Source organism: Rhizobium sp. P2_G2 (genome assembly GCF_056403555.1).
Genome location: NZ_JBFUFF010000127.1, coordinates 1 through 15,877, shown reverse-complemented (window position 1 = coordinate 15,877; position 15,877 = coordinate 1). Strand labels below are relative to the sequence as shown.

General features: G+C 60.8%; 13 protein-coding genes. 4 read left to right on the top strand and 9 right to left on the bottom strand.

The window, feature by feature from the left end:
- The 3 genes from AC1D06_RS37900 to AC1D06_RS37890 all read right to left on the bottom strand — a co-directional run.
- On the bottom strand, nt 1-937 hold a 937-nt coding region (locus AC1D06_RS37900), incomplete at its 3' end, for an inner membrane CreD family protein (protein ID WP_477990755.1).
- A 286-nt stretch (nt 938-1,223) separates the two neighbouring features.
- On the bottom strand, nt 1,224-3,014 hold the full coding sequence (gene aspS / locus AC1D06_RS37895) for an aspartate--tRNA ligase (protein WP_477990754.1): 1,791 nt from the start codon (nt 3,012-3,014) through the stop codon (nt 1,224-1,226).
- Nucleotides 3,015-3,018: 4 nt separating this feature from the next.
- Nucleotides 3,019-3,345, bottom strand: coding sequence for a hypothetical protein (locus AC1D06_RS37890; protein WP_477990753.1), 327 nt, complete (start codon nt 3,343-3,345; stop codon nt 3,019-3,021).
- Here AC1D06_RS37890 and AC1D06_RS37885 point away from each other — a divergent pair.
- The 3 genes from AC1D06_RS37885 to rnd all read left to right on the top strand — a co-directional run bounded on the left by AC1D06_RS37885 (nt 3,314) and on the right by rnd (nt 7,082).
- Nucleotides 3,314-4,441, top strand: a complete 1,128-nt coding sequence (locus AC1D06_RS37885; RefSeq protein ID WP_477990752.1) for an Ig-like domain-containing protein — start codon at nt 3,314-3,316, stop codon at nt 4,439-4,441. The two genes, AC1D06_RS37890 and AC1D06_RS37885, sit on opposite strands and share 32 nt — an antisense overlap.
- A gap of 203 nt (nt 4,442-4,644) precedes the next feature.
- The gene (locus AC1D06_RS37880) at nt 4,645-5,799 is read left to right on the top strand and encodes an MFS transporter (RefSeq protein ID WP_477884453.1); all 1,155 of its coding nucleotides are present in this window, start codon (nt 4,645-4,647) and stop codon (nt 5,797-5,799) included.
- 125 nt (nt 5,800-5,924) lie between these two features.
- Nucleotides 5,925-7,082, top strand: coding sequence for a ribonuclease D (gene rnd / locus AC1D06_RS37875; RefSeq protein WP_477990756.1), 1,158 nt, complete (start codon nt 5,925-5,927; stop codon nt 7,080-7,082).
- 74 nt (nt 7,083-7,156) lie between these two features.
- Here the strand turns inward: rnd and AC1D06_RS37870 are convergent, their stop codons facing one another.
- From AC1D06_RS37870 to AC1D06_RS37845, 6 genes are all read right to left on the bottom strand, one after another.
- The gene (locus tag AC1D06_RS37870) at nt 7,157-8,200 is read right to left on the bottom strand and encodes a calcium-binding protein (protein ID WP_477990751.1); all 1,044 of its coding nucleotides are present in this window, start codon (nt 8,198-8,200) and stop codon (nt 7,157-7,159) included.
- Nucleotides 8,201-8,431: 231 nt separating this feature from the next.
- On the bottom strand, nt 8,432-9,958 hold the full coding sequence (locus tag AC1D06_RS37865) for a Ppx/GppA family phosphatase (RefSeq protein ID WP_477990750.1): 1,527 nt from the start codon (nt 9,956-9,958) through the stop codon (nt 8,432-8,434).
- Between the two features lie 18 nt (nt 9,959-9,976).
- Nucleotides 9,977-12,172, bottom strand: a complete 2,196-nt coding sequence (locus tag AC1D06_RS37860; RefSeq protein WP_477990749.1) for an RNA degradosome polyphosphate kinase — start codon at nt 12,170-12,172, stop codon at nt 9,977-9,979.
- Nucleotides 12,173-12,254: 82 nt separating this feature from the next.
- Complete coding sequence (gene hdaA, locus AC1D06_RS37855) at nt 12,255-12,950, bottom strand: DnaA regulatory inactivator HdaA (RefSeq protein ID WP_477990748.1); 696 nt, start codon at nt 12,948-12,950, stop codon at nt 12,255-12,257.
- A gap of 1 nt (nt 12,951) precedes the next feature.
- Nucleotides 12,952-14,106 carry an AI-2E family transporter gene (locus tag AC1D06_RS37850; protein WP_477876567.1) on the bottom strand — a complete coding sequence of 385 codons (1,155 nt, stop codon included), beginning with the start codon at nt 14,104-14,106 and terminating at the stop codon, nt 12,952-12,954.
- 89 nt (nt 14,107-14,195) lie between these two features.
- Entirely contained in the window at nt 14,196-15,059 is an 864-nt protein-coding gene (locus tag AC1D06_RS37845; protein WP_477990747.1) for an aminoglycoside phosphotransferase family protein, read from the bottom strand.
- A gap of 188 nt (nt 15,060-15,247) precedes the next feature.
- On the opposite strand from AC1D06_RS37845, the gene AC1D06_RS37840 reads away from it, so the two are divergent.
- The coding region (locus AC1D06_RS37840; RefSeq protein WP_477990746.1) for an acetylxylan esterase at nt 15,248-15,877 on the top strand (630 nt) is incomplete at its 3' end.

Below are 15,877 nucleotides of genomic sequence, written 5' to 3'. Positions count from 1 at the left end.
TGTCGAGGCCACGCGCGAGATAGGGAATGGTCCAACCGGCGGAAAAGTCCTTTGTGGTGATCGTCTTGGTGTCCGGCAGAAAGGTGCCCTCGAAGCCGGGATCGGCCCAGTTGGCGGCGACGGTCAGCTTCGTCGTCTGACCGGCCGGCGCCACGGAGAAGCGGCCCGAGCCGTTGAGCGACAGTTCCATCGAGAAGTCGAAGCCTTTTTCCAGCAAATCACGGCCGACAGGCCGGTTGATGCCGGTGTCGGAAACCGACTGATTGTCATAGTAAGTATTCTCGAAGTTCGGTTTGTAGGCGGTGATGCCGCGCATGCCGGGCTCGAATGGAACCGGTTGAGCGTTGTCGATGCGGATATCGGCGTTGGAGCGGATGCCGGTTATGTCGGCAATATTCATCACCAGGAAGGCGCGGTCGAGATCCGGCGTGCCCTCGACCTGGGCGAGACTTGCGGCGACGTCCTTGCCGAACCGGCCCTTGAGCGCCATTTTGGCATTGTAGACCGGCAGCGAATAGATCGACAGCTTTCGCGCTTCCGTCTGCAGCTTGGCGTCGATATCAAGCATTTCAGGCATGACCAGCGCCCATTCGGTGACCTTGACCCAGGTCACCGTGCCGTTCTGGTTCGTCTGGCTGCGGTTGACGGAAAACGGCACGGCGAGATAGGGGCCGTTCAGCACCTGCTGGCCGCCCCAGCCCTTGGCAATGGTCGCCGACACCTGATTGGCGCGGTCGGAACGCTCGTCGACGAGCGTCCAGACGAGCAGGGTCGGAATGAGCAGCAGCATCGACAAGATGCCGATGATGATGAATTTTACACCCGGCAAGCGCATGAAACCGGCAAAGCCGCCGCCCCGCGGCTGGACATCGTCAGTTGCGGGCGACACTTGCGGCGCACCGGGCGAAGGATTGGACTGGTCTTCGGATATGGACATACGACACCCCCTGTCGGTTGAAACCCGCAAGCTGCGGGCTTCGACAGTTGACGCCGCGATTGCGGCCTGAACGCTGCAGAAATTTGCCGGATTCCGGACGGATTTCCGGCAAATCTAAGAAATCCAGCCTGACGACAGCAAATGAGCCGGCGAAGCTCAACAGATCGCCCCGCCGCCGGCGACGATCTTGTAGGATAATAACGCGTTCGTGCCCGGCAACCGGCGATTCGGAGGTGGGTGCGATCAGGGAAACCGCAGCGCACAGCGCCACGGTTTTCGGCTCGCCTCAGTCTTTCTTGACCGGCGGGATGACACGCAGCGACAATTCCATCAATTGCTTCGGCGTTGCGGCGCTCGGCGCGTTCATCAGCAGGTCCTGCGCCTGCTGGTTCATCGGGAAGAGCGTGATCTCGCGCAGGTTCCTGGCGCCGACCAAGAGCATGACGACGCGGTCGATACCGAAGGCGCAACCGCCATGCGGCGGGGCGCCGTATTGGAAGGCACGGTACATGCCGCCGAAACGCTCCTCGACGTCCGCCTGGCTGAGACCGACGATTTCGAAGGCCTTGACCATGGCTTCCGGCGACTGGTTGCGGATCGAGCCCGAAGCGATTTCGAAGCCGTTGCAGACCGCGTCATACTGATAGGCCTTGAGCGACAGCGGATCCTGCGTCTGCAGCGCTTCGAGACCACCCTGCGGCATCGAGAATGGGTTGTGGGCGAAGTCGACCTTCTTCTCTTCTTCGCTCCACTCAAAGAAGGGGAAATCGACGATCCAGCAAAGTTCGAAGCGATCGCGGTCGACCAGGTTCAGCTCTTCGCCGACCTTGGTGCGCGCCTCACCGGCGAACTTGTAGAATTTCGACGGCTCGCCGGCGACGAAGAAGCAGGCGTCGCTCTCATCGAGGCCGAGCTGGGTGCGGATCGCTTCGGTGCGTTCGGGGCCGATGTTCTTGGCGAGCGGGCCGGCGCCTTCGAGCACCGCACCTTCCTGGCGCCAGAAGATATAGCCGAGGCCCGGTTGGCCGACCGACTGCGCCCAGGCGTTCATGCGGTCGCAGAAGGCGCGGCTGCCGCCGGTCTTGGCCGGGATTGCCCAGACCTCGACCTTCGGGTTGTTGGCGATCATGTTGGCGAACACCTTGAAGCCGGAGCCGGCGAAATGCTCGGTGACGGCTTCCATGACGATCGGGTTGCGCAGGTCTGGCTTGTCGGAACCATATTTGCGGATCGCCACGTCGTAGGGAATGCGCGGCCATTCCTTGGTGACCGGCTTGCCGTCGGCGAATTTCTCGAACACCGAGGTCATCACCGGCGCCATGGTGTTCCAGACGTCTTCCTGGGTGACGAAGCTCATTTCCACGTCGAGCTGGTAGAATTCGCCCGGCAGACGGTCGGCGCGCGGATCTTCGTCGCGGAAGCAGGGCGCGATCTGGAAATAGCGATCGAAGCCGGCGACCATCAGCAGCTGCTTGTACTGCTGCGGCGCCTGCGGCAGCGCGAAGAACTGGCCGGGATGGATACGCGACGGCACGAGGAAGTCGCGCGCGCCTTCTGGCGACGAGGCCGTCAGGATCGGCGTCGTATATTCGCCGAAGCCGATTGTCGTCATCTGGTTGCGCATTTCCGAAACGATCTGGGTGCGCTTGACGATGTTCTTGTGCAGCGTCTCGCGCCGCAGGTCGAGGAAGCGATATTTCAGCCGCACGTCTTCCGGGTAATCAGGCTCGCCGAACACCGGCAATGGCAGTTCCTTAGCGGCAGACAGCAGTTCGATCTCCTGGGCATAGAGCTCGATCTCGCCGGTCGCCATGTTCTTGTTGATGGTGTCCTCGATGCGGGCCTTGACCATGCCATCGATGCGGATCACCCACTCGCCGCGCACCTTCTCAGCCATTGAGAAAGCCGGCGAATCGGGGTCGGCCACGACCTGGGTGATGCCGTAATGGTCGCGCAGGTCAATGAACAGCAAACCGCCATGGTCGCGGACGCGATGCACCCAGCCGGAGAGACGGACGGTAGAACCGACGTCGGATTTCCTGAGGGCGGCGCAAGTGTGGCTGCGATAGCGGTGCATGGAGTCAGTCCTGAATGTCTGTCGTCCGGGTCGAAACGCCCGGATTCTTGGGGCTCATCAAATCGGCGGGACAAGCGCATGCTGCGCCCGATTTGTCAAGGCGCAAGGCGGTTTCGCTCGGCGTTGCCGATTTAGCATAAGTGAACGCAACCCCGCCGAAACGGCGATGCACGCCGATCCTCCCAAAAATGGTCGAGCCGACCGCATGGGCATCGGCTATAGCGATCGTGCAGGCATCGGCAGTGCGTATCTGATCAAGGATGATTTCCTGTTCTGAAGCGATCGAAAAGGTATTTTCCATGCGACATGCACCAGCCCCATCGATCAGCATCGAAATCACATCGCGCGTCGCCGACATCAATCACGCGCCGTCCGCCGCCGACAACACAGTGACGCTTGACGAGGATACGAGCTTTACCTTTTCGGCGGATACGTTCGGCTTCACCGACATGGAAGACGGAAACACACTGAAGGCCGTCATCATCACCGCCCTGCCCGACGCAGGCACGCTGACGCTCAATAATGTCGCGGTCACGGTCGACCAGTCGATCGACGCGAGCGACCTTGCGCATCTGGTCTGGACGCCGTCGGCCAATGCCAACGGCGACGTTTCCTCGCTGAAATTCAAGGTAGAGGACAGTGGCGGCACTGCCAATGGTGGCGTCGACATATCAGACGAACATGCGATCAATTTCTCCGTCACACCCGAACCGGATACGCCAACCGGCACCAGCAAGACGATCACGATCGACGAAGATGCGACCTACACATTCAGCGAAGCCGATTTCGGTTTCCATGATGCGGACGGCGATGTTCTCGGCGGCATCGAATTTCTAACTGGCCCCACAGGCGGCAAGCTCAAGGTCGGCTTCCAGGATCTGCTCTTCAACACTTTCTACAATAAAGATGCCAATCCTGACTCCGATGCCAATATTCTCAACACCGGGCAGATGAAGTGGACGCCGCCAAAGAATCTCGAAGGCAAGGCAGTCGCGACCATCACCTTCATCGTCGAGGACACGACTGGTCGTGAGGATCCAGTGACCCGGACGCTGACGATCAATATCAAGGATGAGACCGACACCTTCACCGGCACCAGCGGGCCGGACAAGCTCAAGGGCACGATGGGCCACGATGTCCTCGACGGCGGGCGCGGCAACGATACGCTCAATGGCGGCGACGGATCGGACACGTTCATCTTCGCTCACAAATACGGCCAGGACACGATTGTCGATTTCACTGCGACCGGCAAGAACCACGATGTCATCGACCTCTCGGATTTTGGCTTCAAGAACTTCAACGATCTACGCTTCAATCACATGTTCGAGCACGGCCACGATGTCTGGCTCGATGAGGGGCATGGTGACCTGCTGATCATCAAGCACATCGGAATCCCGGATTTCATCAAGAGCGACTTCATCCTGTGAGTGAGATGGTGCGCCCTGGCTTGCAGCATGGAATATGACGGTCCGCGTCATCCGCCATTGTGAAGCACTGCGGCTGAACGAGCACGATCCGCCAAATTTGCTTGGACTATGTCGCTTTTTCGGTGTTCTCCGGCGACGGTGCCGTTAAGATCGCCATCGATCGGCTGATTCAGGCGCGGTCCATTCCACATCGATGCCCATTCATGCGCAAGCTCATCCCGCTCGTCCCGCTGCTCACCTCCACCTCGCTGCTTTTGTTTGCCAATGCGCTGCAATCGCTGCTGATCGCCTGGCGGGGAACGAATGAGGGTTTTCCCACCTCGCTGATCGGCCTGATCACGGGTGTCTACTATCTCGGCTTCGCCATCGGCTGCGCTCATATCACGCCGCTGATCCGCGCCATCGGCCATATCCGCACCTTCTCGGCCATGGCGGCGATCACCACGTCATCGATCATCCTCTCCGGCCTTGCGGTCGATCCGGTGGTCTGGGTGGTGGTGCGCCTGGTCAACGGCTATTGCCTGGCGATCCTGTTCGGCATCATCGAGAGCTGGCTCAACGCCAAGGTCGACAATTCGATCCGGGCGCGCGTGCTGTCGGTCTATCGCTATTGCGACCTCTCTTCGAGCACCGCGGCGCAATTCTTCCTGCCCTGGTTCGGCGGCCAGGGCTTCGTCCTGTTCGGCATCGCGGCCATGGTGTTTTCGCTGTCGCTGACGCCGATCTCGCTCGCCGACAAATCAAGCCCGGCGGCACCCGATCCGATGCGCTTCAACCTGCGTTTCCTGATGGGCATCTCGCCGCTGGCCGCCACCGGCTGCGTCGCCGTCGGGTTTACCAACACCGTCTATCGCGCGCTTGGCCCCGTCTATTGCGTCAAGCTCGGCTTCGATACCAATGGTGTTGCGGCGTTCATGGTGGCGAGCATCCTGTCGGGTGTGGTGCTGCAATATCCGCTCAGCTATTTCTCCGACAAGCATGGCCGGCGGGCCGCCATCCTGGTCTCGACCGGCGGCGGACTGGCGGCAAGTGCGCTCATATTCCTGTTTGCCGGCGATCATTTATGGCTCAACGTCATCGGCGTCTTCGTGCTCGGCTCTTTCTCCATGCCGCTCTATTCGCTGTGTTCGGCGCATGCCAATGACCGCGCCGGTCCCGGCCAGTTCGCCATGGTGTCAGCCGGCATCCTGTTCTTCTGGGCGATCGGCGCGGTAGCGGGGCCGCCGACGGCCTCGCTTTTCATGGGCTGGCTCGGACCCGGATCCCTGTTCGGCTTCGTCGCCGCCACCCAGGCGATCTTTGTCGCCTACACGGTCATGCGCGTTATTCAGCGGCCGGAAGCAGCTGCCGGACGGTGAAAATACTGTAGCAAGCTTCAGAATCACTTGCTTTTTCCGTATGAGAGGAAGATGAACGGACACTCCCTCCGGGAGATCTGTTTCCCTCAATAGCGCATACCCGACGAACAAGAGATTTGATGCTTATCATTTCCGATACTGCCAGCCTGCAACAGGCGTGCGATACACTCGCTCAAAGCGAATTTGTCGCGGTGGACACCGAATTCCTGCGCGAGACGACGTTCTGGCCGCAGCTCTGCCTGATCCAGCTCTCCGGGCCGGCGCTCGACGCGATCGTCGATCCGCTGGCGCCGGGCCTTGATCTCGCGCCCTTCTTCCGGCTGATGGCCGACGCCAAAGTGGTCAAGGTGTTCCATGCCGCGCGCCAGGACATCGAAATCATCTTCAATCGCGGCGGGCTGATCCCGCATCCGATCTTCGACACGCAGGTCGCGGCGATGGTCTGCGGCTTCGGCGATTCCGTCTCCTACGACACGCTGGTGCAGAAGATCGTCAACGTGCAGCTCGACAAGTCCTCGCGCTTCACCGACTGGAGCCACAGGCCGCTCAGCGAGAAGCAGCTGGACTATGCGATTGCCGACGTCACCCATCTCAGAGACGTTTACCTCACTCTCAAGGCCGAACTCGAACGCGAGGGGCGAACGGAGTGGCTGTCGGAGGAAATGGCCGTCCTCGAATCGCGCGAGACCTATGACCTGCATCCCGACAATGCCTGGGAGCGCTTGCGGATGCGCATCCGCAAGCCGATCGAGCTCGCCATCCTCAAGAATCTTGCCGCCTGGCGCGAGCGCGAGGCGCGGTCACGCGACGTGCCGCGCGGCCGGGTATTGAAAGACGATGCGATCTTCGAGATCGCCCAGCAGGCGCCGAAGGATATCGAGGCATTGGCACGGTTGAGGACCATTCCGAAAGGTTATGAGCGCTCCCAGGCGGGAGGCGCGATCATCGCCCAGGTCAATGCGGCACTGGCGATCCCCAAGACGGACCTGCCGAGAATCCCCCGCCCACCCGCGGCGCCCGAAGGGACCGGCGCGGCCGTGGAAATGCTGAAAGTGCTGCTCAAGCTGATTGCCGAAAAGAACGGCGTGGCAACCAAGATCATCGCTACCGGCGACGACCTCGACCTGCTCGCCGCCAAGGGCGAAGAGGCGGATGTCGCGGCGCTGAAGGGCTGGCGGCGCGACCTCTTCGGCCTGCCGGCGCTTAAGCTCATCCGCGGCGAGATCGCGCTGCGCTTCGTCAATCGCAGGGTGGATTTGGTGGAGATCAGTGCGGTCGGATAGCCGGCTCGCGCCCGAAATCGGCAAAAAGCGCCGCCGGACATTTCCGACGGCGCGTTGCATGCTAATTCAACATCTTAGATGTGGAATTTGAAGTCGCTGAGGTCGAGATCCTTGATCGTGCTGTGGTCGAAGTGGATGTGCACCGCATCGCCATGGCCGAAGCTGATCTCGTAGTCTGTCTTGCTGATCTTTTCGATATCCAGGTTGGCAAATTTCGTGCCCTTGCCGAAGCCCTCGATGTCGAGGATGTCGTGATCCTTGCCGGCGGCATCGAAGTCGGTGATCGTGTCGACCTTGTCGCCCTTGTGGAACTCGAACGTGTCGGAGCCGGCGCCGCCGGTCAGCGTGTCATTGCCCTTGCCGCCCCAGAGCGTGTTGTCGCCGGTATTGCCGACTAGGGTGTTGTTGCTGTCGTTGCCGGTGACGTCAAGGTCACCCTTGCCCTGAAGCTTTGCAGCCTCGACATTGTCATTCTTGCTGAGATCGATGTTCACCGATCCGATCGCGGTGTCATAGCCGCCCTTGTTGCCGGCCGCTTCCACGATCTGGTCCTTGCCGCCGCTCAGCACATAGGTGTCGTCGCCGTTGCCGCCAGTCAGGACGTTCTTGCCCGCGCCACCCGAGAGCAGGTCGTTGTCGTCGCCGCCATAGAGCTTGTCGTTGCCGTAGCCGCCGTAGAGGTGATCCTTGCCGCCATTGCCATAGAGCTTGTCGTCAAGATTGCCGCCAGAGAGGTCGTTGGCCGAATTGTTGCCATTGATGATGTAGCTCTGCTTGTCGATCCAGGCAGCGAGGCTCTTGTCGCTTGCCAGGATCTTGCCGCTCAGGCCAAGATCTTCGATTGAATAAAGCTCAGCCTTGCCGTGACCGACGCTGAGACCGTCTAGCGCAGTGATCGCCTTCGCCCGATTATGGTCAACCAGGCCGCTGAAGCTCAGAGCACCGGTCAGGCTGACATAGTCGCCGTCCTTCTGATAAAGCGTGGCCGTCTGCACGCCCTTCTTCGATGTGTAGCTGAACTTGTTCATATAGCCCTGCGAGAACAGGTCCTTCAGCGAAATGTCGTCGACATTGAAATCGAAGTTGCCTGCAGCATTGTCGATCGTGATATTTGGCATTCCTGGTCCCCGTTTTGGTGTGTCCGCCGATGACCAGAAAGCTAGCGGGCAAACATTACGAAAGGCAGGATTCGAAATACTAAGATTTTAACGACCGATGCGAATTTTCCAAAAAAGAGAAAAAAATGGGCCGAATGGCGGCAGTTTTGGCGTTATTTTGACCGACATCAAATTACAATTTACCAATATATAGACCTGAATCGTGCGAGGCGGGCCTCTACTTGACATTCATCATTCGAAGCGAAATGCCAATTTCTTGCCGGTCAGCTTGGCAAGCTGTTGCAACCGTCCATCAAGGCGCTCCCCAGCGAATTCGGAATATTCCGGCGGCACCACGAATTCCAGGTCTAATCCGCTTGCGGCATCGCGCGGCCGCTCGAACCTGAGGTGCCGGACAATGCCGGGCATCGAGGCGGAGAACAGGTAGACCACACGCAGCATACCGCCCAACAGCTTGGCCAGGTCGAGCAGGCGCGGCGTGGCGATGGTGGTCAGCGCGCTGGTCGCTCCGTCGTCATAAAGCCCCTCGAAGCGATAATAATTGGCGAGCGCGACATAGGCGCGGCCGGGATGGGTAATGCCGATGAAGGAGGAGTGGGCGATGAGGTTGAGTGCCTGCGGACCACGATAGTCGGGATGGGCGCGCCAGCTGATATCGGCAAGCAGGCAGGCGGTCTGCCGATAGCGCGACTCCTCCAGCGTCTCCTCGATGCCGAAGAGCGGCAGCATCTGCCCGGTCCAGGCGGCCAGTTCGCGGGCATGCTCGGGCGAGCGGGCGCGCAGCACTGCCAGCTCGCCGGCGGCGGAGAGCAACGGGTCCTGGTGCTTGATCTGGTCCGGCAGCAGCGAATAGAGATAGCCCTCGCGCACCCCCTGAATGGAAAAGGAAACCTGCGCCGGTTTCATCGCCAGCAGCACTTCACGCATGGCAACGGCGCCGAAGGGCAGCAGCGTGCGGCGCGCGCGCGAGACAGCCTGGTAGGCCGGCTCCTTCTGCTCCTTGTTCTTGATGACGGTGTCAAGGAAGGCAATTACCTCGTCATAGGGCAGGCGATAATCCTGGATCATGTGCAGCGGATAATTGCTGAGCTCCATGTGCAGCTTGGCCAGACTGCGCCAGGTGCYACCAACGGCATAAAAGGTGCGGCCGGCGCCGGCCTTGAGGAAGTCGACGCTGCGCACCTGCTTGCGGGCATAGGCCGCCGCCTTGGTCAGAGAGCCGGCGGCATGTTCGGAGAGGCGGATGCCGCCGAGCGGCGTCGTCATGCCCTTGCCGATAACCGGCCCCTTGACGTCGACCAGTTCCAGCGAACCGCCACCGAGGTCGCCGACAATGCCATCGGCATCGTCATGGCCGCTGACAATGCCGAGTGCGGAATATTTCGCTTCTTCCTCGCCGGACAGCACGCGCACCTTGTGGCCGAGGATCATCTCGGCCTTATGGATGAAATCCGGGCCGTTCTTCGCCTCGCGGGCCGCGGCCGTGGCGAGGATATACATGGTATAGGCGCGCGCCTGGTGCGACAGCGCCTTGAAACGATGCAGCGCCGCAAGCGCACGGGTGACGCTGGCTTCGTCCATGTTGCCGGTCTGCTCCAGGCCCTTGCCGAGCCCGCACATGACCTTTTCGTTGAACAGCATGGTGGGGGCGCGATTAAGCCCCTCATAGATGACCAGTCGGATCGAGTTGGAACCGATGTCGACGACGGACACCGGCTCCATGCCGGGCAGCCGTCCTTGAGCTTCAGATTCGACCATGAAAATCCAGTATCGACCTTATTTGCGGCCGGAGGAGAACCTGCCGGCGATCAGCTTCGGGGCACTCGATTTCAGGGCCTCTCCCCGGCCCGACAGTGACGGATTGGTCATGAAATAGAGCTGAGCGTTGAATGGTTCCTCCCCCTCGCCCACATCCGTCCGCTTCGAAGTTCCGTCGGGCAATATCTCGTAGGATTGTTGGTTGTCAATCAGATTGCCCAGCATGATCTGCGACAGGACCTGCTCGTGCACAGTCTTGTTGACCAGCGGAACCAACGTTTCGACGCGCCGGTCGAGGTTGCGCGGCATCATGTCGGCCGAGCCGATATAGACCAGCGCCTGGTCGTGCGGCAGGCCATGGCCGTTGCCGAAGCAGAAGACGCGACTATGTTCCAGGAAGCGGCCGACGATGGACTTGACGCGGATATTGTCCGACAGGCCCGGCACTTTGGGCCTGAGGCAGCAGATGCCGCGCACCACCAGTTCGATCTTCACGCCGGCCTGGCTGGCGTCATAGAGCGCGTCGATGATATCGGGATCGACGAGCGAATTCATCTTCATCCAGATCGCCGCCGGGCGGCCTGCCCGGGCATGGACGGTTTCCTCCTCGATATGCTGCAGGATGCGCTTGCGCAGCGTATAGGGCGAGACGGCGAGCTTCATGCCGGCTTCGGGCTCGCCATAGCCGGTGATGAAATTGAAGACATTGGCCATGTCGTGGGCGATCACCGGATTGCATGTGAAGTAAGAGAGGTCGGTGTAGATCTTGGCGGTGACCGGGTGATAGTTGCCGGTGCCGAGATGGCAATAGGTGCGCAGCCTACGGTCCTCGCGGCGTATCACCATGCTCATCTTGGCATGCGTCTTGAGTTCGATGAAGCCGAACACGACTTGGACGCCGGCATGTTCCAAGTCGCGCGCCCAGCGGATATTGGCCTCCTCGTCGAAACGGGCCTTGAGCTCGACCAGAGCCGTCACCGACTTGCCGGCTTCGGCGGCGTCGATCAGGGCGCGCACGATCGGGCTGTCGTTCGAGGTGCGGTAGAGCGTCTGCTTGATCGCCACGACATCCGGATCGCGCGCGGCCTGAATCAGGAACTGCACCACCACGTCGAAGGACTCGTAGGGGTGATGGACGATCATGTCCTTCTCGCGGATGGCCGCCAGGCAATCGCCCGCATGTTCGCGCACGCGCTCGGGATAGCGGGCATTGTAGGGGGGAAAGCGCAGGTCGTCGCGCGGCGCCTTGACGATTTCGGACAGCGTGTTGAGCGCCAGGAAACCGGGCAGCACCGCCGTTCGGTTTTCCGGCACGCCGAGTTCCTGGGTGACGAAATGGCGGAGCGATTGCGGCATTTCCGAATCCGTCTCGATGCGGATCACCGAACCACGGCGACGGCGCTTGAGCGCCGTTTCAAAGAACTGCACCAGGTCTTCGGCTTCTTCCTCGACTTCGATATCGCTGTCGCGAATGACCCGGAACGTGCCCCAGCCATTGACCTTATAGCCTGGGAACAGTTTTTCGATGAACATCAGCACCGTGTCTTCGAGCGTGATGTAGCGCAGCACACCGCTCTGGTCGGGCAGGCGGACGAAGCGGTCGAGCGCCGGCGGCAGGCGGATCAGCGCCGTCATCGGCTCCTTGCCCGACAGGCTGGTCAGCTGCAGGCCCATGGAAAAGCCGAGATTCGGAATGAACGGGAACGGATGGGCCGGGTCGATGCAGAGCGGCGTCAGGACCGGGAAGATCGCCTCGTCGAATTCCTTTTCCAGCCAGCGCTTGTCTTCCTTGCCGATCGCGCCCGGCCGGACGATGAGGATGTCCTCGCGCGCCAGATATTGCTGCAGCACGGCCAGAGCCGCCTGCTGCTCCATCTGCAGATTGTTGATTTCCTTGAGGATCGCCTCGAGCTGCTCGCTCGGCGAGCGACCATCCGGGCTCTTGATCGTGATGCCGGCGCGCACCTGGCCTTCAAGGCCGGCGACACGCACCATGAAGAACTCGTCGAGATTGTCGGCGGAAATCGACAGGAAGCGGACGCGTTCGAGCAGCGGATGGTTGGTGTTGAGGGTTTCCTCGAGGACGCGACGATTGAACTGCAGCCAGGAAAATTCCCGGTTGATGAAACGATCCGGACTGCTGCGCAGACCCGATTCGGGGATCGCATCCAGTGGCGCCACCAACGAATTCGTCTCCAACGCAGTCGCGCTCATGGGAATTTCCGTCTCGAAATTCATCGCTTTGTCCGTCTTTTTCCGATGTGATGATAACAGGATGACGATAGTTGGATGACAGTCAAGCGTCAGCTTGATGTTCGTTCAACACTTCGGCGGCAAGCGCCCGCGTGATCCTGCCGCCTCTTGCCAGAGCCAGATGATCGAGCCTGTCGACGATCTTCTGTGCGGCTTCCAGCGAGCGCTCCATACGGCTTACGATATAGTCGATCAGCTTGTCATCGATCATCAATTGCCGGTCGGCGAACAGCTTTATCAGGATCTGGCCGAGCAGCGCCTCATCGGGCGGGCCGATCTCGACCACGGTCGCCGCCTTAAGCCGCGAGGCGAGATCGGGCAAGCTGACGTTCCAGGCTGAGAGGCGGCTGCGCGCAGTGATCAGCAAGCTCGTGCCGTGGGCGCGCACCGCATTGATGACATGAAACAGGATTGTCTCGTCAAAGCCTTCGCGATCGGCATCTTCCAAGAGGACAGGCCCCTCGCCTGCTCTGAGCACCGCATCGCTCCCGGGCATGGCCGAGATCGCGGTCGCGCCGCTCTTCTTCCGCCAGACTTCAGCCAGGTGCGACTTGCCGGAACCGGCAGGCCCACTGATCACCACCACGGGCGACGGCCAGTCTGGCCAGCGATCGATAATCGCAGCAGCAGCGCTCAGCGGTTCGGACACAACGAGATCGTCGCGTCCGCTCGCCGGCTGATGGGCAAAGGAGAGCGGCAACTGCTTGGAGCGCTGGTTTTTCTTCTCGGCGGAACTCATCTTACTTCTCGAGGGTGATCACCGAGGTCGTGTTCACGGCGATGGCAGCAGGACCTTCTTCAAGTGCCTCCGGCCCGGACACGCCGTGATACAAATCACTCTCAAGATACCGCGAAATCGCATAACGCACCAGCACCGCGATGGAGGCCGAGGTTGGAACGGCCACCATCAAGCCAACGAAACCGAACAGCGCCCCGAAGGCGAGCAGCGAGAACATCAGCCAGACCGGATGCAGGCCGACCTTTTCGCCGATGAGTTTTGGCTGCAGGATATAGCCATCCATGAACTGACCGAACAAAAAGATTCCGGCAATCAGGATAACCCACGGATAATTCGGCCAGAACTGCACGAGTGCAATGCCGATGGACACCATGAAGCCAAGCAGCGAGCCGAGATAGGGCACGAAGGAAATCACCCCGGACATGATGCCGATCAGCAGGCCGAAATTCAGCCCGGCCGCCGAGAGCGCCGAGCCGTAGAAGATCGCCAGGATCAGGCAGATGGTGCCCTGCCCGCGCACGAAGCCGGCAATCGCATCGTTCATCTGGGAAGCGAGGTCGCGGACCGTGGCGAGATAGTCACGCGGCACCCAGCTGTCGAGCTTGGCCACCATGTTGTCCCAGTCGAGCAGCAGGTAAAAGGCAACAACGGGCGTGATCACCAGCAGGGACATGACGTCGACCAACGCCTTGCCCGACGACCAGATCTGCACGAAGACGCCGATGATGAAGCTGACGCCCTGGCCGATATATTTCGACAGATCGTCCTTGATGTTGCCCATCTGCGATTTGAGCCAGGCCGGCACCAGATGCGAATTGCTGTCGGTCACCATATGCTGCAACTGCGTCACATAGCCCGGAACCTTAGCGCCGAAATCGACCGCCTGGGCCGCCAGCGACGGCACGATGATGATGAGCGCGACGACCAGCAAAACAATGGACGACAGAAGGATGAACGTGGTTGCGGCGAGGCGGCTGAGGCCAATGCGCTGCAGCCGGTCGGCAACCGGATCAAGGAAGTAGGCAAGCGCCATCCCCGCCAAAAAGGGCAGCAAGATCGTGGAAAATAGCCACAAAAAGGCGATGAACAGGGCGAGTACGAGCAGCCAGAAGTAAATCTGCCGGCTAAGGACCTTGCCTGTGATGTGGGGGGCCATGGTGCGCTCGCTATGGTCGGTTCATGCAAGGCAATACGAGGCATGGCGGAGACGGTCAAGCATTTGCGACCCAGCAGCCGCCACCCATGTCAACAAAGAACGGCTGCGTGCTCCGTAAGGATTTCGCTGATGACATGCCGAGCACTCTCCGCCAAGGGCGGGTTGGTGTCCCAATAATAAGGCAGTTGCACAAGCGCCTGAGCCAGCGCACGTGCCCTCGCCCGCGTCCAGGTCGCGTCGTCTGCGCCAACCATCTGCCGCAGCAGCGGCCGCACATCTGCCGGCAACAGGTTCCAGGCCATCTGCAGGTCGTCACAGGGGTCGCCGACTCCGATGCCGGAGAAATCAATCACGGCGGCAAACCGGTCATCGACGAGGAGCAAATTGCCCGACGCCAGATCGCCGTGCAGCCAAACCGGCGGCGCCGTCCAGCGAGGCGCCTGGAGCGCTGCCTCCCAGATTATCGTCACGGCAACCGTGTCGATTTCGCCTTCAAGCGCCTTGATGTCGCGGCGTACCTGTTCGTCGAATGCCGGCAATTGGCGGCGCATGATTGCGCCTTCTGCAGGCGGCATATGTCTCAATGACAGAATGAAATCCGCGAGCGAGCGGACAAGGCGCGTTGGATCGGCAATAGCGCCGACCACGGGATTGCGGCCTTCGAGCCAGCTCATCACCGACCAGCACCATGGATAGCCTTCGCCAGGTACGCCCCTGCCGAGCAAGCGCGGGATCGAAACAGACAATCGTCCAACGAAATGCGGCAACCATGCCTGTTCGTTGCCGATACCATCGACGGCCCAGTGAATGCGCGGCATCCGCACCACCATGTCGTCGCCGAGGCGGAACATGGCATTGTCCGTCCCAGTCGATGCGACACGTCGGATTTCCAGATCCGACCATTGCGGAAACTGCGAGACGATCAGCCGACGCACAAGAGTTTCGTCGATCATCAATTCATCCGCGTGCATTCTTTCGGTCGGCATCTCATTCACCTCTGCTGCTTCGACTGCGGAACAATCCCTCTAAACGAGCTATTCCACCGGGACAACCGGCAGCGGATCCGGCCGAAAGCGAGACAGGCTGATGGTTTTGTGGCATGCCGGTCTTCGTCTCCGAGTCCTGCGACAAAGCCGATTTCATGACCGTACCGACTGAGCATCCCTTCCCCTTCGATCCGACCTACGGCATGACGCTCGACCAGTTGCGGGCGATCCGGCCGCCCGAAGCGCCGCCGGGTTTCGACGAATTCTGGAAAGCCCGCTATCAGCAGGCGCTGGCAGTCGAGGCTCAGTTCCAGCTCCGCCGCAGCGCCAGCCAGCATCCGGACTGGGAGGTGCTTGACATCACCTATATGTCCACCGGCGCCTTCAGGATCGGCGGCTGGCTGCTTCTGCCGAAGACGGGCGTGATCCGGCGCGGGCTGGTTGTCGGCCATGGCTATAGCGGCCGCGAGGCGCCGGATTTCGACATTCCGGTCGAGGAAACGGCGATCCTCTTTCCCTGCTATCGCGGCCTGTCGCGCAGCGCCCGCCCGCCGATCTCGACCAATTCCGTCTGGCATGTGCTGCACGATATCGACAAGCCGGATTCCTACATCATCGCCGGCTGCGTCGACGACCTCTGGGTGGCGGTGTCGACGCTGATCGCGCTCTATCCTTGGCTCGACGGCAAGGTGGGCTATAGCGGCATCAGCTTCGGCGGCGGCATCGGTGCGCTCGGCATCCCGTTCGACCCGCGCATCGATCGCGGCTATCTCAATGTGCCGACC

Bases quoted from the DNA above. Each gene is read 5' to 3' on its own strand.
- aspS (WP_477990754.1), bottom strand. From the start codon at position 3,014: ATGCACCGCTATCGCAGCCACACTTGCGCCGCCCTCAGGAAATCCGAC.
- AC1D06_RS37885 (WP_477990752.1), top strand. From the start codon at position 3,314: ATGCGACATGCACCAGCCCCATCGATCAGCATCGAAATCACATCGCGC.
- AC1D06_RS37890 (WP_477990753.1), bottom strand. From the start codon at position 3,345: ATGCTGATCGATGGGGCTGGTGCATGTCGCATGGAAAATACCTTTTCG.
- AC1D06_RS37880 (WP_477884453.1), top strand. From the start codon at position 4,645: ATGCGCAAGCTCATCCCGCTCGTCCCGCTGCTCACCTCCACCTCGCTG.
- AC1D06_RS37870 (WP_477990751.1), bottom strand. From the start codon at position 8,200: ATGCCAAATATCACGATCGACAATGCTGCAGGCAACTTCGATTTCAAT.
- AC1D06_RS37860 (WP_477990749.1), bottom strand. From the start codon at position 12,172: ATGAGCGCGACTGCGTTGGAGACGAATTCGTTGGTGGCGCCACTGGAT.
- hdaA (WP_477990748.1), bottom strand. From the start codon at position 12,950: ATGAGTTCCGCCGAGAAGAAAAACCAGCGCTCCAAGCAGTTGCCGCTC.
- AC1D06_RS37850 (WP_477876567.1), bottom strand. From the start codon at position 14,106: ATGGCCCCCCACATCACAGGCAAGGTCCTTAGCCGGCAGATTTACTTC.
- AC1D06_RS37845 (WP_477990747.1), bottom strand. From the start codon at position 15,059: ATGATCGACGAAACTCTTGTGCGTCGGCTGATCGTCTCGCAGTTTCCG.